Below are 25,577 nucleotides of genomic sequence, written 5' to 3'. Positions count from 1 at the left end.
TGGGCACGGATCAGTCCGCCGGTTTCAGGACGTAGCCGGCGCCGCGCACCGTGTGGATCATGGGAGCGTGGTTGGCGTCGACCTTCTTGCGGAGGTAGGAAATGTACAGTTCCACGATGTTGGCCTGGCCGCCGAAGTCGTAGTCCCACACCCGGTCCAGGATCTGGGCTTTGCTGATGACCCGTTTGGGGTTTTCCATGAGGTAGCGCAGCAACTCGAACTGCGTGGCGGTCAGGTGCAGTTCCTCCCCGGCCCGGGTGACTTCGCGGGTGTCGACATTGAGCACCAGGTCGCCCACCACCAGCTCGGCGGTGTCCATGGCGGCCACTCCGGAGCGCTGGACCAGCCGGTGCAGGCGCAGCAGGACCTCTTCCATGCTGAACGGCTTGGTGACGTAGTCATCGCCGCCGGCCGCGAGGCCGGTGATGCGGTCCTGGACGGCGTCCTTCGCCGTGAGGAACAGCGCCGGCACCTCCGGCGCGAACGCGCGGATCCGGCTCAGCAGCTCGACGCCGTCGAACCCGGGCAGCATCACGTCCAGCACCAGCACATCGGGGCGGAACTCCTTGGCGAGACGGACCGCGGAGGGTCCATCTTCCGCCACGGCCACTGACCAGCCGGCCATCCGCAGCCCCATGCTCATGAGCTCGGAGAGGCTGGGCTCGTCATCCACCACGAGGGCGCGGATGGGTGACCCGTCCGGGTGCGTGAGCTGGGGAAGGTTGTTGGTCATGGAGTGCGAAGTGGCCATGGGACAACTCTCCAATCTGCCGGTTAGGTGGGGCTTTGGGGACCCTGTGCGGCACCTGTGAATCCCAGCCTAGCGAGCTGGAAGCCTTTCCGGGACCGGAGGGGCCGCTGCGGCAGCACCGAAGATGTCCGTTCGTTGTCCTGCCCCAAGGTCACAGGCCGGGCTGTCGGCCTGCACAGCCCAGGCACAGGATCGCTCAGCACGCTGGGGTGAACACCGATCCGCACCATGAAGGAGAAACACGATGAGCGGTCAGCATCCCGGAGCCGGTTCCGGACCAGCCCCAGAACCCGCCCCCGGCAACGCTGCGACGCCCGCACCTGTGACCACGCCCGCGGGCGCCGGACAGCTTGGCGCCGCACCGCAGGCCGGCGGGCCATACGACGGCGCGCCGCAGGCGGCCGGCCAGTACGACGACGGCCAGTACGACGGCGGCAAGCCCGTCGGCGGGCAGCCGGCGGCGGACCCTGCACCCGGCTGGGGCGCGCCCCAGATCTCGCAAGTTCCGGCTTCGGCGCCGGGGTGGGGTATGCCGCAGCAGAAACATACGGCACCCACGGGTGCAACAGGCTGGGGTGCGCCGCGGGCGGGCACCAAGACCGCTCCGGCAAGCCCCTGGACGCTCAAGCGCGGGCTCGTCGTCGCCGGTGCCGCAGCGGTCCTGGCAGTCGGTGCAGGTGCCGGGGTCTATGCCCTGACCTCAAGTTCGGCCGCGGCCAACGGGGCGGCAGGCGCCGCGGGCGGGGCCGGTGGGGCTGCGGGCGGCCAGGGTTTCGCGCCCGGCATACCCGGCTCGGCGCAAGGCGGCGCCGCGGCGGGCGGAATGCCCGGGCAAGGCGGTCCCGGCAACTTCGCCGCCGGCGGGATGGGCGGGCTCTCCTCGGCAGTGCATGCCGAATACGTCGTGCTGCAAGGAAGCGAGTACACCACCATGGCCGAGCAGTTGGGCATTGTGAGCGAGGTCAGCTCGTCCTCCGTCACGGTCAAGAGCAGTGACGGGTTCACTCGCAGCTATGCCCTGGGCAGCGATGTGGTGGTGAGTAATCTGCAACAGCGGCGCCAGCAGGCCGGCGGTACGGGCACCCAGCTGAGCGTGGCGGACATCGTTGCAGGCGGCACAGTGCGGATCGTGGCGGCGAAGGACGGCTCCGGCTACACGGCAACGTCCGTCATGATTGTCGCGGCGACCGCCACTGGCCAGTCCAACTGACCCGGCCGAAGCCGACTGATCCCGCCGAAGCCGACTTTGCCGCCCCGCCAGGCGGCACCGTCGGCATGACCACTCCGTGGACCGCCCCGCTGGGAACGGCGGGGACACTCCGTTTTGCCGATTTGCCGTGCTGTGAATCTTTTCGGCTGTCCGGCTATTGAGGTCGAATAATCTTCGGTGAAATTTGCCTTCGGGCTCCTGGGTGGGAAAAACGCTTGTTATTTTATTCCCGGGGCAGAATTGTGACTTGCGCTACAATTCCTCGATCTGTCTCACTATGTGGAACCTGCGGTCCATTGTTACTTGCACGTTCGCATTGTTACGTTGCACACTTCAATTGTGAACAAGAACTCAACAGCACCTGCAGCCGCAGCTATCTGGATCAGCACACCCGCTGGTACCGAGATGCGCTGTTGTCGAATGCACGCCTAACTTTTACACCCCTGAGAGTTTCTAGGCATTCGCCCCCCAGCCCAGAGTCGGGCGCCCCTCCCCAGTTTCATTGCGGGGAAAGAAGCATTCGAGCCGCGATGACGGCCATTCACATTGAGGTAAGCATTCCATGTCAGTTGCATCCGGATACGTCCACATCTCCGTCCGTAACGCCAGCAAGGCCGGTCAGCCCTCCGGGATCCGCCAGGGCTTTGGCGGCCGCTCCGCGTTCGCACCCGCCGGTTCCACCGGCAGCTTCCCGGCCCCCGGATATGCAGCACAGGGCTACAACCCTGACTCCTACGGCCAGCTCCGCGCCGTTCCGCCCGCCCCCACCACTGCGCCCACCCCGGTGATCGCTCCGGGCGCCGGCAGCCCGGTCCGTTCGGCCCCCAGCGACAACGTCGCCCGCGGCTTCGTGCTCTACATGGGGATCGACGAAGAAACCGCAGCAGCGGCCGGCACCTCGATTGCCAAACTTGCCCAGGAAATCCGGGCCTACGCCCAGTCGCTTGTTGCCGGCGCCGAAAGCTACGCGGCCGTCGCCGTCGCGCCGGCCAGCGCCCCGGGTTCCGCCCTCGACGTCGTCCGTTCGACCTTTGGTGACCCGACCGCGGGTGCCCGCCAGCGGACCGAGACCGCCCGCCTGCAGCAGCCGCAGGATCCGCGGCCCTCCGGTGTGCTGATTGATCTCGCCCGCCGTGAAGTGCACCTCGACGGCGAATCCCTGAACCTGACGTTCAAGGAATTCGAACTCCTGAACTACCTGGTAGAGAACGGCACCCGCACCGTGGGCCGCGATGAGCTCCTCGAGGGCCTGTGGCGGAACGCCGAAGAGGTCCCGAACGAGCGGACCATCGACGTCCACATCCGCCGCCTGCGTTCCAAGCTTGGCCGCCTCGCCAACACCGTGCGCACCGTCCGCGGCCAGGGCTACCGCTTCTACGAGCACCCCGAGGTTGTCGTCTGGGCCGCTCCGGAATACTCGATCTAGCTTTCCTGGTCCGCGCAAAGCGTCCGTCCCTCGTGGGGCGGGCGCTTTCGCGTTTCCGAAAGCTTCAGCGGCCTTCCGCCGTGCCTTAGACACCTCCTTCGTTCCTCAGTCGGCGATGCGGCACTACGCGGAAAACCGCTTCGCTTCCGCCGACGGCTACGTTCCCCACAGTGTGGCGGGGGCTTCCGCGGGCTGGCTGACGGGCATGTGCCTCCACGGCTGGGTTGTCTTGTTGGTGACTCCGCAGCTGAGGCGGCGAGGCCGGATTTTGGGGCCGCGGCGTGGCGGGCACCGCGAAGCGGGCACGGCCCCAAATCCGGCGAAGCCGCCACCGTGGGGCGCTGTTGGACTCTGTTGCGTTTCCTGGGTCCGGCGTAGTCTCTGGTCGTTGAGCCGACTATTGGGAGGAAGAGATGTCTGTAGCGCGGATTACTACCTTGAGTGCGAACTCGAAGACCTCGTTTGATGCTGCCATCAAGGAGGGCATCGATCGGGCCAACAAAACCTTGCGCAATGTCACGGGGGCGTGGGTGAAGGAACAGAAGGTTGAAATCAGCGACGGCGCGGCCGTTGCCTGGCATGTGGTGCTGGAGGTGACCTTCGTCCTTGAAGACTGAGCCGGCCGCTGGCCGGGCGCAGTCCCGGGGACGAGGCGCCACACTAGGATTGTGGGCATGAGCGAGCATCACATCAAACGACTGGTGATCATGAGGCATGCCAAGTCTGACTGGCCCGGCGGGGTGGCCGATCACGAAAGGCCGCTTGAAGAGCGCGGCCACAAGGACGCCCCCGTCGCCGGAAGATGGCTGCTCAAACACGGAGTGGTCCCCGACTTCATCCTGTGCTCCAGCGCCCTGCGGACCCGCCAGACCTGCACTTGGGTGTGCCACGCGCTCGGGGACAAAGCGCCGACACCCAAGCTCGAGGACGGACTGTATGCCGCGTCCGCACTGCGCATGCTGGCGGTGATCAACCACGTCCCGGACACCGTAACCACGCTGATGGTGATAGCGCACATGCCCGGGGTGCAGGACCTCGCCATGCACCTGGCGTCCCGCGACTCCGATCACGATGCCTATATGGACGCCGCCAACCGCTATCCCACCAGCGGGCTGACCGTCCTGGAAACGGAGAAGTCCTGGGGCGAACTGGACGGGCAGGACGCCAGACTGACCCATTTCAAGGTTCCCCGCGCAAAATAGCCGCTGGCCGGCCGCACTGGGGTGCCTGAAACCATGGCTACCGGCCTTGTTCTGCGGTTTACTGTTGCTGATTGCTGATGTGGTTTGTCCAGCGGTTATTGGGGCAGGTTAGGCAACCGGAGAAGAGGGTGAGTCAACGTGGATTCAGGGCAGCTCATAGGAATTATTGTCGGCATCGTTGTGGTGCTGGCCATTGTGGCGGTGGCAGTCATGATCAGCCGCAAGCGCAAGGTGGCCGCGGACCGGAACAAGGCTGCCGAGATGCGCGAACAGGCCAAGGCTGACGAATTCGCTGCGCGGGAACGGGAGGCCAAGGCGGCCCGTGCCGAGGCCGATGCGCAGGAGGCCGCCCTCGAGGCCGAGCGCAAGCGGAAGGAAGCCCTCAGCAGCAAGGAAGAGGCCCAAAGCGTCCGCTCCGGCGCGCAGGAACAACTGCGCAAGGCCGATGAAATCGATCCCGACGTGGTCACCTCTGAACGTGAGGGCCAGGCCGGGGAAATGCCGACGCGGGCGGATCTGCGTTCCGAGAGGACAACCGCCGACCCGGCATCCGGCGATCAGGTGCCCCGCGAGGACATGTCCAATGAGCACATGTCCGACGAACAGCGCAGCCGCGAGGACGTACCCAGCACCGACACCACTCCGGGGCCGGACACCAATCCCCGGGAAGACAGGCCGCGGAACCTCTGAGCCTCCGGGCGCCCGCACTCAGCGGCGGGAGGTGGTCCGGGCAGGAGACTTGGCGGCAGGCGGCTTTGCCGGGGACTTGGCCGGCGCCTTTGCCGCGGGCGGCTTTCCGGAGGCCGCCCTGACCGGTGGCTTCGCGGGTGACTTCACTGCTGACGTGGCTGCGGGCCGGCCTGCGGCCCGAGTAGCCGCCGGGCGTGCGGCGGTTCCCCTCGGCGTCGGACGCGAGGCGGACGGCCGCGGGCTGGCGGACCTCGTCCCCGCGCCCCGTGCAACGGGCGCCGGACGGCGCCGCGGAGCGTAGCCCGGGGCGCGCCGGCCGCGGTTCCTGCCGGGCAGGACGGTGCCGGCGAACAGCAGCAGCAAGGTGACGGCTCCGGCGGCCGCGGCGAGATAGAAGTACAAATCCGGATGCTCGGAATCAACGTGTGTGGACAGGGCATCAGGATCGGGGTTGAATGCCAACCCCCATTGGCGCAGGAACGCGATACCGAACGCGATAAAGAGGCTGCTACCGACTCCGCTCGCGATCAGCGTCTTGTGCCGGCGCCTGACTACCACCTCTGCCACACAGGCCACGTAGGCCGTGGCGGACGCGCCGATGAACCACACAAGCACCCATTCGTGCAGGGTGACGCCGGTCAGGACCAGGAGGGCCAGTGCGGTGATGAACGCCCCGATGGCGATCTTTCCGTTGGTACCCATGTGACGCATGTGAACAATCATGCCTGAGCGGGCGGCTGCTTCACGACGTAGCCGCGCATGGAGGACATAATTGCCGCCACACTTTGCTGCCTGGTCCGCTCCGGGTTGTACGTCTGGCGGTCCAGGCCAACCACGAAGCAGGCGCCAAAGATGGCCGTCTCCAGGCTGCCCCGGGACACGGCGGGATCCACGGGATAGACGGCGGCGACACCGTCGATGGCAGAGCCGATCACTGCGAGCAGGCGCCCCCGGAGCTCCGCGAAAGTGTCCTGCCATTCACTGGGCGTCCGCCAGTTCTCACTGACCCAGAGCCGGGCGAAGGACGGGTACTCGGCCATGAAGTCCATGGCCTGGCCGATCATCTCCTCCATGGCGGCCAGGGGATCGGCGGAGTCGTCCCGGACGCTCAGGAGCCGTGCCATGAGGATGTCCACGCCGTGGCGCAACAGCTGGGCAATCAAGTCTGACTTGCTGCCAAAGTTGTAATACACCGTGCCCTTGGACACCCCGGCCGCCGTGGCGATCTCGTCGACCGTCACGCCCGCCGCTCCCCGCTCTCCGATCAGCTCCATGGACGCCTCGAACAGTTTCTGCTTGGTGGCGTTCGTGCGCGCGGGCCGGAGCTTTTTCTCGGCGTCCCCGGAGTCCGCCACACCGTCCCCGCTGTGCCTGATGGTCATACGGCGATCTCCGGTTTCAGCGTCTTGAGGGTCCAGTATTTGTTCTTGCGGACGGCAAGGGTGGACATTGCCAGTCCCAGCAAAGTGTAGCCAACCAGTCCCAGCATGGTGGGCAGGATGATGGCCAGGTCCGCGCCGTAGATCAGGTGCCGCATGCCGCTGACCACGTAGCCCATCGGCAGGATCTGGTGCACCACGTGCAGCGGCTCGGGCGTGGTCTGCCACGGGAACGTGCCGCCCGAGGAGACCAGCTGCAACACCAGCAGGATCAGCACCACCAGCTTGCCGGGCGAGCCCAGCAGCGCCACAACGCCCTGGATGATGGCGCTGAATGCCATCGCGGCCGCCAGCATGAGGAACCACATCAGCACCGGGTGCGCGGGGTCCAGTCCGAGGCCCACGTCCACCACCAGGGTCAGCAGGCTCGCCTGGACGGCGGACACCGCCAGGAACGGAAGCCAGCCGCCGGCGGCAATTTTCCAGGCCGGTGCATTGGAGGCCAGCGCGCGCTGGGTGACCGGGCGCATCGCCTGGACCAGCATGAAGACGCCGATCCACAGGGCCAGCGTGAGGAAGAACGGTGCCAGCCCGGCGCCGTAGGACCCGGCCTTGGCCTGTGAGACGTTGCTTACGGCGACGGGGTCGGCCATGACCTTCGAGAGGCTGTCCTTTTGGGCGTCGTCGGGGTTGGGGACCTGGCCGGCGCCCTTGGCGAGTTCCGCGGCGAGTGTTCCGGCGCCGTCGGAGGCCGTCGCCGCGCCGCTTTCCAGCTGCGCCGCGCCGTCGTCGAGCTTCTGTGCCCCCTGCACCAGCTTGCCGGCGCCGTCGACGGCAGTCTGCTCGCCGGCGGCGAGGGCCGCCGAACCGCTGGCGAGCTGGTCCGCTCCGGCAGAGGCCTTGGCTACGGCGTTGCTGAGGGCCGGCGCGGCGCCGGCCAGTTGCGCGGCGCCGTCGCTGACAGCTGCGGAGCCGTCAGCCAGTTTCCGGACCTGGGCGGCGGCCGTCTGCAGTTTGGCTGCGGCTGAGGAAGCCGCCGCGCCAGCGGCCGGCGGAGCGGGCGGCGCAGGGGTGGCGTCGACGTCGGCCATTACCTTGTCGGCCTGCTCCTGGCTCAGGACTCCGGCGGCGACCAGGCGGCCCGCGGAAGCCGCGACCCTGCTCCGCTGGGCCTGCGCGGCGGCCTGCTGCGCTGCCTGTTCGGCGGCTGCGAGCTGTCCGGGGATGGCCTGCACTGTGGTGTCGAGCGCGGTGCTGAGCGCGGCGTTGCCCGCGGCCACCTGGGCGGCGCCGTCGGCCAGCTTTTGGGCGTCGGCGGGCAGGGCTGCGGTCTTGTCCTTGAGCTGGGTGAGGCCGCTGCTGAGCTGGCCGGTCCCGGCATTGAGTGAGTTGGCGCCGTCCCGGAGCTTGACCTGGCCGTTGTACAGCTCGGTGGCGCCGTTTTTGAGCTCGCCGGTGCCCTGGTGCAGGGTCACTGTGCCGTCGTGGAGCCGGGCGACGCCGTCGGCGAGCTGGCCTGCGCCATCGGAGGCCTTGAGCATCTGCGTGTGGATGGTGCCGAATCCGGTGAGGAGTTTGTTGGCGGTCTCCTCGCCTACCTCTTTGGCGACCGTCGTGTGCACGGCGGTGGTCAGTTTGTCCACGATGGTGCTCAGCAGATAGTTGTTGGCATCGTTGGTGGTGACATTGAGCATGGCCTGGTTGGCGGCGTCGAAGCTGCTCGGGGAGACCAGGTTCTTCGAGAAATCCTGCGGGATTTTCAGGGCGAACGCGTAGGTGCCGTTGCTGACACCCTGGTCCGCTTCGTCCGTGCTGGCTACGGTCTTCCAGTTGAAGACGTGGCCGTCCACGAGGCTTTCGGCGACCTTTCGGCCGGCCTCCAACCGGGTGCCGTCCGCGGACGTGGCGCCGGTGTCCTGGACCACCAGGGCGGCATCGATCTGGTTCAGCTTGCCGTACGGATCCCAGTTCGCGTAGAGGTACACGGCGCCGTAGAGCAGCGGAACGAGGGCCAGGGCCAGGATGGTCAGCTTGGGCAGCAGACCGCCGGTCATGCGTTTGAGCTCGGAGCGGGCCAGCCGCAGCACAGTCACTTTGCGTCCTCTGTTTCGGGTAGGAGGGTTTCGGGCAGGAGAGGTTCGGGCAGGAGGGTCTCGGCTGAGTCGCCTGGGTGGGGTTCGGCCTGCGCGACGGCGTTGCCGATCACGACGGCGGGTCCGGTCCAGCCGTCCGGGATGCGGGTGACAGTGGCGACGACGGCGAGCGGCCGGCCGGCGTCGTACGCCAGTTCCTGCAGCCGAGGCAGCCAGTCGTCCACATCGCCGCTGTGCCGGTCGGGGGAGTCCACCACCAGGAGTTCGGTGTCCGGATTGGCGAGGGCGAGTGCCGTGAGGAGCCCGGTCCGCCGGGCCGCCGGCAGCTGCTCTGTCCATAGCCCGGCGATATCGTCGAACTTGTTGAGCGTCAGCCAGGGCGTGCTGCGCAGGGCTCCCCGGTGGCGGCGCGGCACCAGGGCCAGGTCCTCGGTGACGAGGTCGTGGACGCTCAGGTGCTGTTCGGGCTCGTTGACGCCGGGGGAGTCGACCACGCTGCTGGCCTGCCGGAGCACCTTGATCCGGGCGTTTCCGTCCCAGTTCACGATCCCTGAGGAGGGCCTCATGCGTCCGCTGAGGGCCAGGGCAAGGGCCGTCCGCTGGTCCTGGCGGACACCCTCGACGAGCAGGAGTTCACCACGCGCGGCCTCCAACGAGGTGGCCGGCAGCAGGTCATCCCGCCGGCCGGTCACGGAGAGCTGTTGTACGCAGAGCAAAGCAGGCCTTTCGCAGAAACAATGTCTGCCTCAAGGCTAACTAAACTGACTGGTCAGTTCAAATAGAATGGGTCCGGTGTGATGAAACAGACGCGCCGGCGCTTTGGTCCGCGGCCGCCGAAGGGGTCCGGGGCTGCGGCGCCGGGTGCGTCGCGGGCCGGTTCAGAGGCCGTACTCCTCCAGCAGGCGGAGCCAGACCTCGCTGATAGTGGGATAGGAGGGCACGGCGTGCCACAGCCGGTCCAGCGGCACTTCCCCCACCACGGCAATGGTGGCGGCGTGCAGGAGTTCAGCGACATCCGGGCCGGCGAACGTGGCGCCCAGCAGCACCTTGCGGTCCTCATCAATGACCAGCTGCGCCCACCCCTCATAGTGTTCGGCGTGCAGGGAGGAGCCGGCCACCTGGATCGGAAGCTCCACCGTGGAGGCCCGGAAGCCGTCCTTCTCCGCCTGGGCCAAGGTCCGGCCGACATTCGCCAACTCCGGGTCGGTGAACACCACATTCGGCACCGCGTGCTCATATGCGGTCTGGGCGAAGGTGGTCCAGGGGGCCGCTTCGCCGGTGAGTTCGCCCTTGGCCCGGGCAGCAATGGCGTCGCCGGTGGCCCGGGCGCCGTATTTGCCCTGGTGGGTCAGCAGAGCACGTCCGGCGGCGTCGCCGGCCGCGTAGAGCCACGGGCTGCCGGACACCGCGTTGTCAGTTGCGTGGTGGACTAGTCCGGTGGAATCGGTGGTGAGCCTCAGGGGCTTGCCCTCCGGCGCGGAGAGCCCGACGCTGTCCAGGCCGAGCCCCTCGAGGGAGGGATGCCGTCCGGTGGAGACGAGCAGCTTGTCCGCCGTGACGGTATGTCCTTGGGCCAGGCCCTGGTCCGGGCTGGCGGCGGAGCCCGCGTCCGTGCTGCCCTTGTGGTCACCCTTGCCGTCAACCTGGGGGCCGCCGTCGAGCACAACGGTGAGCGAGCCGTCGTCGTTCTCGTGCACGCTCCGCGTGCCGGTGTGCAGGCGAATGTCGACGCCGTCGGCGCGCAGCCCGGCCGCCACCAGCTCGGCAGCCTGCTCCGGGAAAGCACCCAGAAGGCTGCCGCGGGCCACGAGGGTCACGGAGGCGCCGAGGCGGGCGTAGGCCTGGGCGAGTTCGACGCCGGCAACACCGCCGCCCAGGACCGCAAGCCGCGCTGGAACCGTTTGGGCGGAGGTCGCCTCCCTGGTGGTCCAGTATTCGACGTCCTGAAGCCCCTCGACCGGCGGCTGGTTGGGGGTGGACCCTGTGGCGAGCACCACGGCGTGCCGGGCCGTCAGTGCGTAGCTGTTGCCGTCCAGCCCTGCCACCTCGACCTGCCGCGGAGCGGTGATCCAGCCGTGGCCGCGGATCAGTTCGATCCCGGTGTCCTCCGCCCATTTGACCTGGCCGTCGTCCTGCCAGTTCGAGGTGAAGTAGTCCCGGCGCTTCAGGACCGCCGCCGGATCCAGGGTGCGGGTGACAGCTTCCCGGGCACCGGGGACGGTCTGCGCGCCGTGCAGCGCAGTGCCCGGCCGCAGGAGTGCCTTCGACGGCATGCAGGCCCAGTATGAGCACTCGCCGCCCACCAGTTCGGCCTCGATGAGCACCGCTGTCAGGCCGCCGCGGACCACGCGGTCCGCCACGTTTTCGCCCACCGCGCCTGCGCCGATCACAATGACATCGAATTCCCGCTCAAGCTGTGCCGTCATGGCAACAGCCTACGCCGGGGCCATGACCGGATCCGGGCTGGCGTTCCGGGCGCTGCCGGCGCCGGTTCCCGGCGTAACGTGCCGGGCAACGCTCTTTGCAGGACCGGGCGCGGTCGCTACTGTTGGGACCATATTGGGGGAGGAGGCGGCATGGCCGCACGCAACATGACAACAGGCACCTCTGCAGGCACCACGGCCGGCAACACTGCAGGCACCACCGCACGGGGCAGCAGCGTTCCGCTGGCGAGATTCAGTGCCCAGGCGCGGCTCCGCGCGCTTCAGTCCGACATCCTGGAGCTGATCCTGGAGCGCGATCTTGTGCCCGGGGACCCGTTGCCCACGGAGAACGAGCTCACATCGGCCCTCGGCGTCGGCCGCAACACGCTGCGGGAGTGCCTGAAGGCGCTCCAGGCACTGGGGGTGATCGAAATCCGCCACGGCTTCGGCATGTTCGTGGCGCCCAGCAATTTCGAAGCCCTGACGGACGGGCTTACCTTCCGGGCACGGCTGTCGCTGCGCCATCACGGTCAGGAAGCCCTGCAGCTCGTGGAGGTCCGCCAGGCGCTCGAATCCGGCCTGGTCGGCGCCGCGATGGACAGGATCAGCGCGGAACAGCTGGCCGCCGTCGAGGAATCCGTAGACCGGATGGAGGCGCTGGCCGCTGCCGGGGAGCCTTTCATTGAGGCCGACGCCGAGTTCCACCGCAGGCTTTTCGAGCCGCTGAACAACGATCTCCTGATCAGCCTGATGGACGTCTTCTGGAAGGTCTACCGCCGGATCCATCTCGAACTCGGCGGTCCGTACGCCGTCGACCTCGTCGCAACGGCCGCGCAGCACCGGGGGATCTATGAGGCCGTCGCCTCCGCGGACAAGACCCTGGCCGCCGAGCGGCTCAGCACCCATTTCGACGGTATCCGCACCATCATTGCCCAGACGTCGGCCTGATCACTGCTGCCCGGGCTGAAGTTGGCCCGGGCAGCCATTGACTCTCACGCCTGCAGGAGGCGGTTAAACAAAAGATCCGCCCCGGCGAACCGGGGCGGATCTTTTCTTCTGTGCGCCCAAAGGGATTCGAACCCCTGACCTTCTGTTCCGTAGACAGACGCTCTATCCAGCTGAGCTATGGGCGCATTCTCGGCTCTTGGAGAACTTCTCGCTCCCCGAACCTCGAATTACTTTACGCGAGGCCGCGCCCAGTTACAAATCGAGGGGGGTGTAATTTAGCCGACTAGACCGGTCTACGTGACCTTAGTCACAAAAACGGCCCGTGTGGGCCGGTCAGTTCCTTGAATTTCCGGGGTTTTTGAATTGCGCCGCCCAGGTCATCCCATGTCCGGGCCGGAAACCGGCCCCTCGGCTCGACCTAGCATTTAGGCACACCACTGAACCCGAGGAAGGGAACCGTAATGGGAGATCTGGCGCGACTGCCGTTGCTTGAAAAAGCACCCACCACACATGCCGGTCTGCTGGCATGGGTAGAAGAGGTGGCTGAACTTACCCAGCCGGACCGGATCTACTGGGTTGACGGGTCGGACGAGGAAAACACCCGGCTCACCGACGAGCTCGTTGCCGCAGGCACCCTGACCCGGCTGAACGAGGACCTGTTCCCCAAGTCCTTCGCGGCGTTCTCCGATCCGGCCGACGTAGCCCGCGTCGAAGAGCAGACCTTCATCTGCTCCGAGAAGGAGCACGACGCCGGCTTCACCAATAACTGGATGGCCCCGGCGCAGATGAAGGAAAAGCTGCGCGGCCTGTTCGCCGGCTCCATGCGCGGCCGCACCATGTACGTGATCCCGTTCGTCATGGGCCACCTGGACGCCGAGGACCCCAAGTTCGGCGTCGAGATCACCGACAGCGCCTACGTTGTGGCCTCCATGCGCATCATGGCCACTATCGGCACCAAGGTCCTCGACAAGATCACCGCGACCAACGCGTTCTTCGTCCCGGCACTGCACTCCCTCGGCGCCCCGCTGGCCCCCGGCCAGGCTGATGTCCCTTGGCCCTGCAATCCGGATAAGTGGATTGTCCACTTCCCGGAGGAGCGCTCCATCTGGTCCTTCGGCTCCGGCTACGGCGGCAACGCCCTGCTCGGCAAGAAGTGCTACGCGCTGCGCATCGCCTCGGTAATGGCACGCGACGAAGGCTGGCTTGCCGAGCACATGCTCATCCTCAAGCTGACCTCGCCGGAGAAGAAGAACTACTACGTCTCCGCCGCGTTCCCGTCGGCCTGCGGCAAGACCAACCTCGCCCTGCTGGATCCGACCATCGAGGGCTGGAAGGTCGAAACCCTCGGCGACGACATCACGTGGATGCGGTTCGGCAAGGAAGGCGAGCTCCGCGCCGTCAACCCTGAGGCCGGCCTGTTCGGCGTGGCACCGGGAACCGGCTGGGGCACCAACCCCAACGCAATGCGCGCCATTGCCAAGGGCCACAGCATCTTCACCAACGTCGCCCTCACGGACGACGGCGGCGTGTGGTGGGAGGGCATGACCGAGGAAGTGCCCGCGCACCTGACCGACTGGCAGGGTAACTCCTGGACCCCCGAGTCGGACAAGCCCGCTGCCCACCCGAACTCCCGCTTCTGCACGCCGATCGACCAGATCGACATGCTGGCCGAGGAGTACTACAACCCGGACGGCGTGGAACTTTCCGCGATCCTGTTCGGTGGCCGCCGCAAGACCACCATCCCGCTGGTCACCGAGGCGCGCAGCTGGTCCAACGGCATCTTCATGGGCTCCACCCTGTCCTCCGAGACCACGGCCGCGGCCGCCGGTGCTGTCGGCGTTGTCCGGCGGGATCCAATGGCGATGCTGCCCTTCATCGGCTACGACGCAGGCGATTACCTGAATCACTGGGTCAACCTGTCCGCCAAGGCCAACCCGGAGCGCCTGCCCAAGATCTTCCTGGTCAACTGGTTCCGCCGCAATTCCGAGGGCGGCTTCGCGTGGCCCGGATTCGGTGACAACTCCCGTGTCCTAAAGTGGGCCATCGAACGCCTCGAGGGCAAGGCCGACGCCGTGGAGACCCCCATCGGGTTCGTCCCCACCGCTGACGGGATCGACCTCACCGGCCTGGACATGACGCCCGCCCAGGTTGAAGAGGCTGTCCGCGTTGATCCGGCCGAGTGGGCCACCGAGCTGGCCTCCATCGAGGATTGGTTCGCCAACTTCGGCGGCTCGCTGCCCGATGCCTTGCAGGCCGAGCTCGACGGCCTGAAGGCCCGCATGGCGGCCGAGCAGTAGCAATACCCCAGCAGTAGCGGCCGGCGCTGGCAGCCGGCACTGCGACAACGACGGCGGTCCCGCACCTTTCAAGGGTGCGGGACCGCCGTTTTCGTTGTGCCGGGGACCTAAGTCCCGGCTCCGCCGGGACTTAGGTCCCTAGGCCACCTTCCGGCGCGCCCCTAGGCTTGGCCGCATTCCACCAGTCAGCGAGACTTCAGGAGTTCCCCTTGCTTGTCAAAGACGACATCCATGCCTTGTCCAACGCTGTCAGCGGCCCGGTCGCGCTGCCCGACAGCCAAGAATTCGCGGCCGAGACGTTCGCCTTCAACGTCGCGACCATCCACCGGCCCGACGTCGTTGTAGGCGCCGCAGACGCGCGGGACGTGGCAGCCGCAGTGAAATGGGCGGCGGAGCACCGGCTTCCGGTGTCCGTCCAGTCCACCGGGCACGGCGCCGATTCGGCGATCGATGGCGGCCTGCTCATCAACACACGACGCCTGCAGGAACTGACCATCGATCCGGTAGAACGCACCGCACGGGTCGGCGCCGGGGTGAAGTGGCGGAGTGTCCTGGAGGCGAGCGTCCCCCATGGGCTGATCGGACTGCACGGCTCGAGCACCGACGTCGGCGTCGTGGGGTACACGGTCGGCGGCGGGCTGCCCGTGCTCGGACGTGCCCATGGCTTCGCGGCGGATCATGTTAGGAGCATGGACGTGGTTACCGCCGATGGCGCGCTGCGCCGGATCGACGCCGAGACCGAAGCCGAGCTGTTCGCGCTGATGTGCGGGGGCAAGGGCAACTTCGGGATTGTCACGGCACTTGAGTTCAACCTCTTTCCGCTCGGGGATTTCTACGGCGGAGGGATCATTTATCCCGGGGTGGACGCGGCGCCGGTTCTGACCGCATTCCGCGAGTGGCTGCCCACGCTGCCTGACGACGCCTCGCCGTCGATCTCCCTGCTGCGGCTTCCGGACATGGACTTCGTTCCGCCGCCCCTCCGCGGCCAGTTTGTGGTCCACCTGCGCTTTGCCTTCCTCGGAAACCGTGAGGCCGGCGACGCGCTGCTTGCCCCGATGCGCGCAGTCTCAACCCCTCTGATGGACATGGCCGGACCCATGAGCTACCTCGACGTCGACCAGATCCACATGGACCCGGCGGATCCGCTCCCGTTCACCGACGGCGGCGCGTTGCTCACGGATTTTGGCCAGGAGGCTTCCGCGGAACTGCTCAGGCTGGCGGGGGACGGCACCGACTGCCCGCTGCTCCTGATCGAGATTCGGCCGCTGGGCGGGGCGCTGTCCCGCGCTGCATTGTCCCGGCCAGGAGCGCCGCCGAACGCCGTGTCCGGACGCGACGCGGCGTTCCTGCTGTTCCTTGTCGGGCTCCAGGTGCCGGAAGCCGCGGAGGCCGTGTCCGCGTCCATCCGCGACATCCTCGCCGCGATGGCTCCCTATTCCACCGGCTACACGTTGGTGAACTTCCACGGCGCGCCCGGCGATGAAGCTGACCGGGCGCGGGCATGGTCGCCGGCAATGTACGAGCGGATGGTGGCCGCGAAGTCCACCTACGACCCGGGCAACCTGCTGCGCTTCGGCCACACGATCACCGGGGTGACGCCCGCGTCCTGACGGGCAGGGAGGTTCCGTCCGGGAAGCCGAAGCCGGATCACGACGGCAGCCCAGCTTAACGACGACGGCGGCCCGGCACCTTTGTTGCGAAAGGTGCGGGGCCGCCGTCGGGGACTTAGCTGGCGAGCCAGATGTCCGGGCCGAAGACCTCATAGTGGATCTTCGTGGCCGGGATACCGGCGTTGATGGCCTCATTGCGGATGCTCTTCATGAACGGCAGCGGACCGCACAGGTACAGGGACGCGTTGGCCGGCAGGTCCACCTCGCGCAGGGACATGAAGCCTGCGTTCGAGCCGGCCTGCGGTTCTTCGAGCCAGAGCTGGAGATCGGCGCCGTCGAGGCGTTCGACGTCGTCGGTCATCTGGGAGCGCAGCGCCCAGCTGTCCAGCGTGCTTTCCGCGTGCAGCACCAGGACCTGGCGGTCCGAGCCGGACTCCGCGAGGGAACGCAGGATGGACGCCGTGGGCGTGCAGCCGATCCCGGCCGAAGCCAGGACCACGGGACCGTCGCCCTCCTTGAGCGTGATTTCGCCGTAGGGGTTGGAGATCTCGATAACGTCGCCCACCTCCACATTGTTGTGCAGCACGGGGGAGACCTCGCCGCCGTCGTCGAGCTTGGTGGTGAAGCTGCGGGTAGTGCCGGCGTCGCCGGAGAGGGAGTACTGCCGGACCTGGCGCAGGCCGTCCGCAAGGGTCACCTTGACGCTGACGTACTGGCCGGGAAGGGCCGCGGTGACGGGGGTGTCATCGGCCGGTTCGAGGGCGAAGGTCATGGAGCCGGTGCCGGCGGGGGTCTTGGCGGCTACCCTCCAGGGCGTCCACATCTTGCCGTTGGCCTGGGCGGCGTAGAGGCCCTTCTCGAGCTTGATCAGGGCGTCCGCCATGAGCCAGTAGACCTCGGTCCAGGCTTCGGCGATTTCCGGGGTGATGACCTCGGCCAGGTCCTCGGCGATGGCAGCGAAGAGGTGCTCGTAGACCACCTGGTACTGCGGTTCGGTGATGCCCAGGGACGCGTGGCGGTGCGCGATCCGGGACAGCACGGTCTCCGGCAGGGTGCCGGGGTTGTTCACGAGGTGGCTGGCGAAAGCGGCGATGCTTCCGGCCAGGGCCTGCTGCTGGGCGCCGGAGCGCTGGTTGGCGCGGCTGAAGAGCCCGTCCAGCAGTTCGGGGTGGGCGCCGAAGAGGCGGGCGTAGAACTTCGGGGTGATCGCTCCGATCCGGGAACCGACCAGCGGCAGGGTGGCCTCGATGACCGGGAAGGACTTGTCCGAGAGCATGCTGACTCCTGAGGTAGTGGCCCGGGGTCTTCAACCGGACCGCGATGCAAATACTAATATTTGAAATACGAGTATTTACACCTAAGTTCTACACGCTGTAGAAAAGTGTGGCAAATCGGCTGCTTTCGGGCGTGTCGTTCGTGAACGTCTTTGCCAGCGCCGATATAGATGAGACGCGCTAGCGGGAGGGCGCGGGGATATACGTGTTGACTGGCCGGCCGGTGGTGCCATATTCGAGGTGGAGGGTCACGCGGTCCTTGCGTTCGAGCTCGCTCAGGTAACGCTGTGCCGTCGGCCGGGATATGCCAATGAGGTCTGAGACGTCCTGCGCGCCCAGAGGCCGGCCGGCCGCGGCCACGGCATCGAGCACCTTTTGCATAGTCGGCGGGAGGCGCCGTGCGGAGCTCGAACCCGCAGTGGGCGCCACAGAAGCCCGCCGTGAGGCAAACAGCGCGTCAATGTCCGTCTGCCCTGTGATCCGCCGTGACAACGCGTCCGCGCGCCACTTCTGATAGGCCTGCAACTGCTCGACGAGCTGCTCGAATCCGAACGGCTTCACGAGGTAGTACACCGCTCCGCCGCGCATCGCCGCACGCACGGTTCCTACATCCCGCGCCGCGGTGATGATGATGACGTCTACGTCCTCGCCTGCCTCGCGCAGCGACTGCAGGAGCGAGATTCCGTCCTCGTCCGGCAGATAGATGTCCAAGAGCAGGAGGTCGGGGCTCTCCCTCGCGATCGCGGCGCGCGCCTCGGCGACGGTGTGTGCCTCACCGACGCACTCATACCCCGGAACATGCGCCACCTGTGCAGCGTGCAGCCGCGCCACGCGGAAGTCGTCGTCGACAACCAGCACCCGGATCATCCTTCTGCCCCAACTTTCGGAATCCACACTTCGAAACGTCCGCCCGGTCCGGCGAACACATCCATCGTGCCACCTGCGCGGCGCACGATCCTCGCAACGAGCGCCAGGCCAATGCCGCGCCGCAGGGCCGGGCCACCGGCCTGGGCCGCCCGTTCCGCTTTCGTCGTATAGCCATCGCGTACGACGTCGTCCACAGCGTCCGCGGGCACGCCCGGTCCTGTGTCGGTCACCGAAACAAAAACGCCCGAGGAATCATCCAGGGTAAGCGTCACTTCGTGGTGTCCCGGGAGGCTGGAGACGGCGTCGATTGCGTTGTCCAACAGGTTCCCCACGATTGTCAGGAGATCCTGCGTTCCGAGCCCCGGTTCGCGAAGGAGTGATTCGTCGGACACAGCCACGCGCACATCCTGCTCGGCCGCCACCGTGATCTTGGCATAGATGAGCGCCGCGAGCTCGGGCGGCTCGATCCGTGCACGCAGTCCCTCGCCGAGGGAGCGCGATGTGTCCGCGATGCCCGCGATGAAGGTGCGCGCCTGCGCGATATCGCCCAGATGGAGGAGGGCGCCCACCGTGTGCATGCGGTTGGCGTACTCGTGCTCCTGCGCGCGCAGGGCAGCCATGAGGCCCTCCAACGCACGCAGGTCCCGCACCAGCGCTTCCACTTCGGTGCGGTCGCGAAGGGTCACGACGGCGCCCACGCTCCGGCCGCCAACGCTTACCGGCATGCGGTTGGCCACGAGAAGGGAGTCGTCTGTGATGATCGTCTGGTCAGCGCCGGGCGCCTCACCCGTGAGGACGTCGCGGAGCCGTCCCTCCGGGATAAGCTCCTCCAGCGGGCGGTCGAGCAAAGTGTTTTCGAGGCCCAGAAGGCGCCGTGCCTCGACGTTAATCACGGTCACCCGGCCGGCGTCGTCAATTCCGACCATGCCCTCGCGGATGCCGTGCAGGAGGGCCTCCCGTTCCTGGAGGAGCGAGGCGATCTCCGCAGGCTCGAGACCGAACGTAGCGCGCTTGATGGCCCGTGCCAGCACGAACGAACCTGCGCCGCCGATCAGGAGAACGAGCACCGAGGAGCCGCCGACGATCCCAGCGTCCCGCTCGAGCTCCATGCTGACGGTCGTCTCGAGGATGCCCACCGAGACCTGTCCGACGACGTTTCCCGAGGCGTCCAGGATCGGTGCCTTGGCGTTCGCCGAGTCGCCGAGGCTGCCGTGGTCGGTACCCACGTGGGTCTGGCCGTCGAGGACCTCGACAGGCTCCTCGAGGCGCTTCCCGATCAGCGACGGCGTGGGGTGCGAGAAACGAATCCCGTACCGGTCGGTAACCACCACGTAGTCCGTCTGGGCGCGGGTGCGCACCTGTTCAGCCACCGCCTGGATCTCGTGGCCAGCATCGCCGGTGGCCACACCCGTGGCCACCTCCGGCATCTGTGCCACCGATTCCGCGACGCCCAGGGCACGCAGGCGGAACTGCTCGTCGAGTACCTGGCCGGTGATGCGGTTGGTGACCAGGCCGCCCAGGGCCACAGTGACCGCTATCAGCACCAGCGTCCACACGAGAATCTGCGATGCGAGCGGCCGGGCGCCCCACCATGCCCGCGCGCTGCTCACTGCTGGCCCCGGGCGGCGTTCAAGGCAGATCGGGCGGCATTTCGAGCAAAAGGTTCAAAAGATGAATGAAGGCTAACAACCCTCACAAGGCACGCAAGCGTGGCTGTACCACGGCAGTCCTTTCTAGGGTGAGTGCACTGATCATGACTCATGTCACACGGAGCGAAGAGTTGCGAGGCATGGCTAAAGGATCCACCGGACAATGGCGTCGCCGCAAATGAAGCGGCTGGCGTCGATTCAACAGAGAGGCTTTACGCCATGGGTGTAAACCATCGAATTCGCCCACCTGGGGATGCTGGCGACGATGCCGGCATTGAGATCACCGGGCTGGCCAAGCGCTACCTCACGCCGAAGGGTGAAACGTTTACCGCGATCCGGGACGTAGCGCTTTCCGTGGAACCCGGGCAGTTTTGCTCGATCGTCGGCCCCACGGGCTGCGGCAAGTCGACTACTTTGGCCCAGGTTTCCGGGCTGGAGCGTCCCAGCGAGGGCTCTGTGAGCGTCGGCGGAAACACCGTCGAGGGTGTCACAGACGGCGTCAGCTACATGTTCCAGGCGGATGCGCTCTTTCCCTGGAAGAGCGTGCTCAGCAACGTGATGATGGGGCCGATCCTGCTGGGAACCCCGAAGCGCGAGGCCACCTTGCTCGCCAGGGACTGGCTGCGCCGTGTGGGGCTGGCCGGTTTCGAGGACCGCTACCCGCATCAGCTCTCGGGCGGCATGCGCAAGCGCGTGGCCATGGCCGCAGCGCTCATCAATAACCCGAGGATCCTGCTCATGGACGAGCCGTTCGGTGCCCTCGACGTGCAGACCAAGGCCATTATGCAGAACGAGCTGCTGAAGCTCTGGGAGGAGCTCCGGCCCTCGGTCCTGTTCATCACCCACGACCTCGACGAGGCCGTGGCGCTCTCCGACCGCGTGGTCATCATGACCAGCAGCCCCGGCACGGTCAAGGACGTCTTCGACATCGATCTGCCCCGGCCGCGCGGCAATGTCCAGGAAATCCGCCACGAGGAACGCTTCCTTGAGCTTCAGGGCCAGATCTGGGAATCGCTCAAGGACGAGGTCACCCGTGCCTACGCCCGATCGGCAGGTGCAGCAGCATGACCACTCTTGTGCAAGGGGAAAAGGTGAACACGCAGGAGCAGCAGCAGGCAGCGGCCGTGCAGTCCGGAAAAGCGTCGCACCGGCGCCACATGACTGCCATCTGGGTGGGCCGCGCCGCCCTCGCCGTGGCGGTGGTGGGCGGGTGGCAGTGGTTTACCGAGGAAGGCTGGGTGGACAAGTTCTTCTTCGGCCAGCCCAGCGAGATCTGGAATAGCCTGGTGATGCTCTTCACCGAGGGAACAGCGTTCGGGACAATCTGGGAGAACCTCGGGGTCACCATGGAAGAAGCCGTCCTCGGTTTCCTGCTCGGCACGTTCGTCGGCGTGGTGCTCGGGATCCTGCTGGGCTCGAACAAGTACCTCTCGGCCGTCGTCGGCCCGTACATCAGGATCGTCAACTCGATTCCCCGCATCGTCCTCGGCTCGATCTTCATCGTGGCCTTCGGCCTCGGAGTGTTCCCCAAGGTCCTGCTCGCCGCGGTGCTGGTGTTCTTCGTAGTCTTCTTCAACGCCTTCCAGGGCGTGCGTGAGGTGGACCAGAACCTGGTCGCAAATGTCCGCGTACTCGGGGCATCCCCGGTCCAAGTCGCGATTCACGTGACCATCCCCTCGGCGATGACGTGGATCATCGCAAGCCTTCACACGGCCTTCGGGTTCGCGATTATCGGCGCCCTGGTCGCGGAGGTGCTCGGTGCCCAGCAGGGCATCGGCCTAATCATCAGCCAGGCCCAGGGCACCTTCGATCCCAACACGGTATTCGCGTGCATGGTGATCATTGCCGTGATCACGCTCGCGGCCGAATACCTGATCAGCCTGCTGGAACACTCACTCCTCAAGTGGCGCCCGCCAAACCGTTCCGAAGCCCAGGCGATCTGACAAATTTTCTACCCGTCCATAACGCAATATCCATGAAGAGAACAAGGAAAAGTGCCCCAATGATGAAGCACAAGATCTACGCCACCGCTGCCCTGGGCATGGTTGCGCTCAGCCTCGCCGCCTGCGGCGGCAGCACCACGGCCAGTTCCACCGCCTCGACCGGTTCCGGCGGCACGGCGTCTGCGGACACCTCGACGATGCCGACGGTCAAGCTCATGGTCGGCGGCATCGACAAGCAGATCTACCTCCCGTACCAGCTCGCGGAAAGCCTCGGCAACTACAAGAAGTACGGGGTGAATGTCGAGCTCTCCACGGAGCAGCATGGCGGCGTCGGGGCGGAGGAAGCCATGGCGTCCGGACAGGTGGACATGGCAGGGGCGTGGTACATCCACACCGTCGACTTCCAGTCCAAGGGCAAGAATGTCATCGACCTCGTGCAGCTCTCCAGCGCCCCGGGTGAGCGCATCATGTGCAGCCCCAAAGCCAACGTCCACTCCGCGGCGGACCTCAGGGGCAAGACCGTCGGCGTGACCGACCTCGGCTCCGGAACGGACGAGCTCACCCAGTTCATCGCCGCCAAGGCCGGAGTCACGAAGAACGACTATCACACCATCGCCGTGGGCGCTGGTACCACTGCCATCGCCGCGATCCAGCGCGGGTCCGCGGACTGCGTCATGACAACTCAGCCCACCGTCGGCGCGCTCGAGAGCAAGAACCTGGCGGTCTCCGCGATCGACCTCGCAACCTCGGACGGCACCAAGGCCGCGCTCGGCGGCTCCTGGCCGGCGGCCAGCGTCCTTGCCCAGTCCGACTGGGTCAAGTCGCACGAGGATGCGGCCCAGAAGGTTGTGAACGCCCTCGTTGACACCATGCACTGGATCAGCACCCACTCGGCGGCGGATATCGCGGACAAGCTGCCCTCATCCTTCGTCCAGAACAGCACCATCTCCAAGGACCAGTACGTCAAGGCGCTGGACACCGACAAGGGCCAGTTCCTGCCTGACGGCCTCATGCCCGCCGGCGGCCCCAAGACGATCTTCGCGATGGAGCAGCAGAACGGCGTGGACACGTCCAAGGTCACCTTCGACGGCACGTTCACCAGCAAGTACGCGGTGGCCGCGCTCAAGCTCGAGGGCTACGCGCCGACGACGACGCCGGCCGGCTCAGACGGATAACGCCTGCTGACGTTTTTCCACTACGGAACAACGGTAATGAACGACGACGGGTCCCCACCTATAAGCGCGATTGTGGGAACCCGTCGTCGTGCTTAACGCCCGTCCCCGGCGGGTCTCAGACCCTACGGTTCCACCGGACGCCCCCTCAACTCCTTTGCGGCCAATCGCGCCACGTCCAGGGGAACGGAAGCCCGGCCTTGGAGTAGGTGCCCGGGCGCTGGCGGGGCTAGAGCCCCGGGCGCAGCCCGATCATTTCGAAGACGGGCGCCATCTGGCGCGCCGTCGGCAGTGAGGCGATCTCGATCCCGTCGAGTTCGCGATAAAAGGCCTCGCGGGCCCTGGCAAGCGCGGCCCTGAGGCGGCATTCGGTGATGAGCGGGCAGGTCCGGCCGGACGCGATGCAGTCGGCGGGATCCTGGCGGGAATCGAGCTGCCTGAGCAGCTGGCCCACCGTGGCGGTCCGGCCGGCGCTACTGAGCCGGGAGCCGCCGTTGCGGCCGCGTTCGACGTCGATCATGCCCAGGATGCGCAGTTTCGCCATCGCCTTGCTGACATGGTTGTACGGCGTGCCCACGGCGTCGGCGATGCTTTGGGTGGTCACGAGCGCGCCGTCCGGCGCGGCCGCGAGCACCAGCAGGGCCCGCAGGCTCACATCGGCGAACGCATTGATCTTCATATCCCTGCCTCAGGCCGGTCTAGTCCACCCAGACGGCGGGCTCGTTGGTGTCGGCGGCCAGCTGGCCGAATTCGAGTTCGTGCGTCGCGGCGTTCGCGGCGTACGGCAGGACGGCCGCGAACAGGGAGCCGTCCTGGTGCTCGGCCGCCACGTGAATGGCGTCCGAGTCCTCCTCGAGGAGCGTGATGTCACAGACCACGGCGGCGGCCCGGAACTCATCCTTGTGCTGCCGGAGCAGCTCGTGGAGGTCCCGGATCATGGCGTCCGCGTCAAAGTCGGCGTCGGATCCGTCGTTCGCGTCCGCCGGTGTCACGGCAACCAGCCGGACTTCGCCGTCGTTCTGCACCACCAGGGCGAACGGCAGGAAGCCGCCGTTGCGCTCCAGCTGCTCCTGCGCGGCGCCGACCCCGGTGCCGAGCAGGTTCTCCAGGTCCGTGGCGCTGGCTTCCGGCACGGAATCGCGCCAGGAACCGGTGTTGTCGTGGGAGGATTCCTCGGGATGTGCGGCCACGCCTAGCCCCGGACCAGTGCCAGGACGCGGTCGCGGACGCGCTCCATGGTGGCGGTGTCCGTGGCTTCGACGTTGAGGCGCAGGAACGGTTCGGTGTTGGACGGACGCAGGTTAAACCAGTAGCTGCCGTCGGTGGCGATGAAAGTGCTGCCGTCCAGGTAGTCCACCTCGACGTCGTCGTTGTGGAAGTCCTTGCGGACCCGTTCGACGGCGGCGGCCTTGTCCTCGATTTCCGAGTTGATCTCCCCGGATGACCGGTACGGTTCGTATTCGCGGCCGAGCTCGGAGAGCGGGCCGTCCTGCTCGCCCAGCGCGGCAAGGACGTGCATGGCTGCCAGCATGCCGGTGTCCGCATTCCAGAAGTCGCGGAAGTAGAAGTGGGCCGAATGCTCCCCGCCGAAAATGGCGCCTTCCGCGGCCATGACGGCCTTGATGAAGGAGTGCCCTACGCGGGTGCGGACGGGCCGGCCGCCGTGGCGTTCCACGAGTTCCGGAACCGCTCGGGAGGTCAGCAGGTTGTGGATGACGGTGGGCGTGGCCTCGCCGAGGCCCTGGGCGCGGGCGATTTCGCGGCGGGCCACCATGCCGGTGATGGCCGACGGCGAGACGGGCTCGCCCTTTTCGTCGATCACGAAGCAGCGGTCGGCGTCGCCGTCGAACGCCAGGCCGATGTCCGCGCCGTGTTCGACGACGGCGGCCTGCAGATCGCGCAGGTTTTCCGGCTCCAGCGGGTTGGCCGGGTGGTTCGGGAAGGATCCGTCGAGCTCGAAGTACAGCGGCACGATCTCCAGCGGCAGCTTGGGGAGCAGGGCATCGCCAAGCACGGCCGGGGTGGTGAGGCCGGCCATGCCGTTGCCGGCATCCACCACGACCTTCAGCGGCCGTGAGCCGCGCAGGTCCACCAGGGTGCGCAGGTACTCCGAGTAGCCCTTGAGGACGTCGTGCACGCCGATCAGGCCGGTGCTGCCGGCCGCGGGGATGGTGCCGGTGTTGAGGTATTCCTCGGCGCGGGCCTGGATTTCCTTGAGGCCGGTTTCGGAGGAAATCGGCACGGCGCCGGCCTTGGCCATCTTGATGCCGTTGTATTCGGCCGGGTTGTGGCTGGCGGTGAAAGTGGCGCCGGCGGCGTTCAGCGCGCCGCACGCGTAGTACAGCTCGTCGGTGGAGATCAGGTCCAGCAGCTGGACGTTGGCTCCGCGGGTGGCAGCGCCGTTGGCGAAGGCTTTGGCGAACTCGGGGGAGGAGGGGCGCATGTCCCCGCCCACCAGCACGGTCTGCCCCTCGAGCTCCAGGACGTCGACGAAGGCAGCGCCGACGGCCTCGACGATCTCGGCGGTGATGGATTGCCCCACGATTCCGCGCACGTCGTAGGCCTTGAACGAGGCCGAGAGGTCAAAAGTCTTTGTCTGGTCCGTAGTCACGCGTCTTATCTTACGTTGCGGCTCCACGGCCC

General features: G+C 66.9%; 23 protein-coding genes and 1 tRNA gene. 11 read left to right on the top strand and 13 right to left on the bottom strand.

Features of this window, described 5'->3' with window-relative positions; translation table 11 throughout:
• Positions 1-10 precede the first annotated feature (10 nt).
• On the bottom strand, positions 11-751 hold the full coding sequence (locus AC1DDO_RS05290; protein ID WP_441410946.1) for a response regulator transcription factor: 741 nt from the start codon (positions 749-751) through the stop codon (positions 11-13).
• Positions 752-995: 244 nt separating this feature from the next.
• On the opposite strand from AC1DDO_RS05290, the gene AC1DDO_RS05285 reads away from it, so the two are divergent.
• The 5 genes from AC1DDO_RS05285 to AC1DDO_RS05265 all read left to right on the top strand — a co-directional run bounded on the left by AC1DDO_RS05285 (position 996) and on the right by AC1DDO_RS05265 (position 5,279).
• Positions 996-1,961: a hypothetical protein gene (locus AC1DDO_RS05285; RefSeq protein WP_476971584.1), complete on the top strand. Its 966-nt coding sequence runs from the start codon at positions 996-998 to the stop codon at positions 1,959-1,961.
• A 562-nt stretch (positions 1,962-2,523) separates the two neighbouring features.
• A complete protein-coding gene (locus tag AC1DDO_RS05280; protein ID WP_476867341.1) occupies positions 2,524-3,387 on the top strand; it encodes a winged helix-turn-helix domain-containing protein in 864 nt (287 codons plus the stop codon).
• Between the two features lie 413 nt (positions 3,388-3,800).
• Positions 3,801-4,004 (top strand): dodecin family protein, encoded by a 204-nt coding sequence (locus tag AC1DDO_RS05275; RefSeq protein ID WP_476867342.1) that lies wholly within the window; start codon positions 3,801-3,803, stop codon positions 4,002-4,004.
• Between the two features lie 57 nt (positions 4,005-4,061).
• Positions 4,062-4,589 (top strand): SixA phosphatase family protein, encoded by a 528-nt coding sequence (locus AC1DDO_RS05270; RefSeq protein WP_476971583.1) that lies wholly within the window; start codon positions 4,062-4,064, stop codon positions 4,587-4,589.
• A gap of 138 nt (positions 4,590-4,727) precedes the next feature.
• The gene (locus tag AC1DDO_RS05265) at positions 4,728-5,279 is read left to right on the top strand and encodes a hypothetical protein (RefSeq protein WP_476971582.1); all 552 of its coding nucleotides are present in this window, start codon (positions 4,728-4,730) and stop codon (positions 5,277-5,279) included.
• Between the two features lie 18 nt (positions 5,280-5,297).
• Here the strand turns inward: AC1DDO_RS05265 and AC1DDO_RS05260 are convergent, their stop codons facing one another.
• From AC1DDO_RS05260 to AC1DDO_RS05240, 5 genes are all read right to left on the bottom strand, one after another.
• Positions 5,298-5,981, bottom strand: coding sequence for a hypothetical protein (locus tag AC1DDO_RS05260; protein WP_476971581.1), 684 nt, complete (start codon positions 5,979-5,981; stop codon positions 5,298-5,300).
• Between the two features lie 17 nt (positions 5,982-5,998).
• Complete coding sequence (locus AC1DDO_RS05255; RefSeq protein ID WP_476971580.1) at positions 5,999-6,661, bottom strand: TetR/AcrR family transcriptional regulator; 663 nt, start codon at positions 6,659-6,661, stop codon at positions 5,999-6,001.
• Positions 6,658-8,751 carry a YhgE/Pip family protein gene (locus AC1DDO_RS05250; RefSeq protein ID WP_476971579.1) on the bottom strand — a complete coding sequence of 698 codons (2,094 nt, stop codon included), beginning with the start codon at positions 8,749-8,751 and terminating at the stop codon, positions 6,658-6,660. The genes AC1DDO_RS05255 and AC1DDO_RS05250 overlap by 4 nt, the downstream gene beginning before the upstream one ends.
• The gene (locus AC1DDO_RS05245; protein ID WP_476971578.1) at positions 8,748-9,467 is read right to left on the bottom strand and encodes an ABC transporter ATP-binding protein; all 720 of its coding nucleotides are present in this window, start codon (positions 9,465-9,467) and stop codon (positions 8,748-8,750) included. The genes AC1DDO_RS05250 and AC1DDO_RS05245 overlap by 4 nt, the downstream gene beginning before the upstream one ends.
• A 162-nt stretch (positions 9,468-9,629) precedes the next feature.
• Positions 9,630-11,177 carry a dihydrolipoyl dehydrogenase family protein gene (locus AC1DDO_RS05240; RefSeq protein ID WP_476971577.1) on the bottom strand — a complete coding sequence of 516 codons (1,548 nt, stop codon included), beginning with the start codon at positions 11,175-11,177 and terminating at the stop codon, positions 9,630-9,632.
• A gap of 150 nt (positions 11,178-11,327) precedes the next feature.
• Between AC1DDO_RS05240 and AC1DDO_RS05235 the strand changes: the two genes are divergently transcribed.
• The gene (locus AC1DDO_RS05235; protein WP_476971576.1) at positions 11,328-12,122 is read left to right on the top strand and encodes a FadR/GntR family transcriptional regulator; all 795 of its coding nucleotides are present in this window, start codon (positions 11,328-11,330) and stop codon (positions 12,120-12,122) included.
• Positions 12,123-12,233: 111 nt separating this feature from the next.
• On the opposite strand, the gene AC1DDO_RS05230 is transcribed toward AC1DDO_RS05235, so the two are convergent.
• Positions 12,234-12,307, bottom strand: a tRNA-Arg gene (locus AC1DDO_RS05230).
• Positions 12,308-12,583: 276 nt separating this feature from the next.
• Between AC1DDO_RS05230 and AC1DDO_RS05225 the strand changes: the two genes are divergently transcribed.
• Together AC1DDO_RS05225 and AC1DDO_RS05220 are read left to right on the top strand one after the other, a co-directional pair.
• Positions 12,584-14,419: a phosphoenolpyruvate carboxykinase (GTP) gene (locus AC1DDO_RS05225; RefSeq protein ID WP_441410957.1), complete on the top strand. Its 1,836-nt coding sequence runs from the start codon at positions 12,584-12,586 to the stop codon at positions 14,417-14,419.
• Between the two features lie 209 nt (positions 14,420-14,628).
• Positions 14,629-16,029 (top strand): FAD-binding oxidoreductase, encoded by a 1,401-nt coding sequence (locus AC1DDO_RS05220; RefSeq protein ID WP_476867351.1) that lies wholly within the window; start codon positions 14,629-14,631, stop codon positions 16,027-16,029.
• Positions 16,030-16,144: 115 nt separating this feature from the next.
• Here AC1DDO_RS05220 and AC1DDO_RS05215 read toward each other — a convergent pair whose 3' ends face one another.
• The 3 genes from AC1DDO_RS05215 to AC1DDO_RS05205 form a co-directional block, all read right to left on the bottom strand.
• The gene (locus tag AC1DDO_RS05215) at positions 16,145-17,305 is read right to left on the bottom strand and encodes a globin domain-containing protein (protein WP_476867352.1); all 1,161 of its coding nucleotides are present in this window, start codon (positions 17,303-17,305) and stop codon (positions 16,145-16,147) included.
• Between the two features lie 178 nt (positions 17,306-17,483).
• A complete protein-coding gene (locus tag AC1DDO_RS05210; RefSeq protein WP_476867406.1) occupies positions 17,484-18,170 on the bottom strand; it encodes a response regulator in 687 nt (228 codons plus the stop codon).
• Positions 18,167-19,780, bottom strand: a complete 1,614-nt coding sequence (locus AC1DDO_RS05205; protein WP_476867353.1) for an ATP-binding protein — start codon at positions 19,778-19,780, stop codon at positions 18,167-18,169. Before AC1DDO_RS05205 ends, AC1DDO_RS05210 begins: the two co-directional genes overlap by 4 nt.
• Before the next feature lie 258 nt (positions 19,781-20,038).
• Between AC1DDO_RS05205 and AC1DDO_RS05200 the strand changes: the two genes are divergently transcribed.
• The 3 genes from AC1DDO_RS05200 to AC1DDO_RS05190 are packed head-to-tail and all read left to right on the top strand — an operon-like array spanning position 20,039 to position 22,937.
• Positions 20,039-20,887 (top strand): ABC transporter ATP-binding protein, encoded by an 849-nt coding sequence (locus AC1DDO_RS05200; RefSeq protein WP_476867354.1) that lies wholly within the window; start codon positions 20,039-20,041, stop codon positions 20,885-20,887.
• Positions 20,884-21,762, top strand: a complete 879-nt coding sequence (locus AC1DDO_RS05195; RefSeq protein WP_476867355.1) for an ABC transporter permease — start codon at positions 20,884-20,886, stop codon at positions 21,760-21,762. The genes AC1DDO_RS05200 and AC1DDO_RS05195 overlap by 4 nt, the downstream gene beginning before the upstream one ends.
• A 59-nt stretch (positions 21,763-21,821) precedes the next feature.
• On the top strand, positions 21,822-22,937 hold the full coding sequence (locus AC1DDO_RS05190) for an ABC transporter substrate-binding protein (RefSeq protein WP_476867356.1): 1,116 nt from the start codon (positions 21,822-21,824) through the stop codon (positions 22,935-22,937).
• A gap of 226 nt (positions 22,938-23,163) precedes the next feature.
• Here AC1DDO_RS05190 and AC1DDO_RS05185 read toward each other — a convergent pair whose 3' ends face one another.
• From AC1DDO_RS05185 to AC1DDO_RS05175, 3 genes are read right to left on the bottom strand one after another with little or no spacing between them, the layout of a single operon-like run.
• Positions 23,164-23,613, bottom strand: coding sequence for an RrF2 family transcriptional regulator (locus AC1DDO_RS05185; RefSeq protein ID WP_476867357.1), 450 nt, complete (start codon positions 23,611-23,613; stop codon positions 23,164-23,166).
• Positions 23,614-23,632: 19 nt separating this feature from the next.
• Positions 23,633-24,124, bottom strand: a complete 492-nt coding sequence (locus AC1DDO_RS05180) for a hypothetical protein (protein WP_476867358.1) — start codon at positions 24,122-24,124, stop codon at positions 23,633-23,635.
• 2 nt (positions 24,125-24,126) lie between these two features.
• Positions 24,127-25,545: a phosphomannomutase/phosphoglucomutase gene (locus AC1DDO_RS05175; RefSeq protein WP_476867359.1), complete on the bottom strand. Its 1,419-nt coding sequence runs from the start codon at positions 25,543-25,545 to the stop codon at positions 24,127-24,129.
• Between the last annotated feature and the right edge of the window lie 32 nt (positions 25,546-25,577).

It is taken from the genome of Arthrobacter sp. 10N43 (assembly GCF_056394525.1).
Note: the sequence above shows the minus strand (reverse complement) of the source record. Positions and strands in the feature narration are given on the sequence as shown.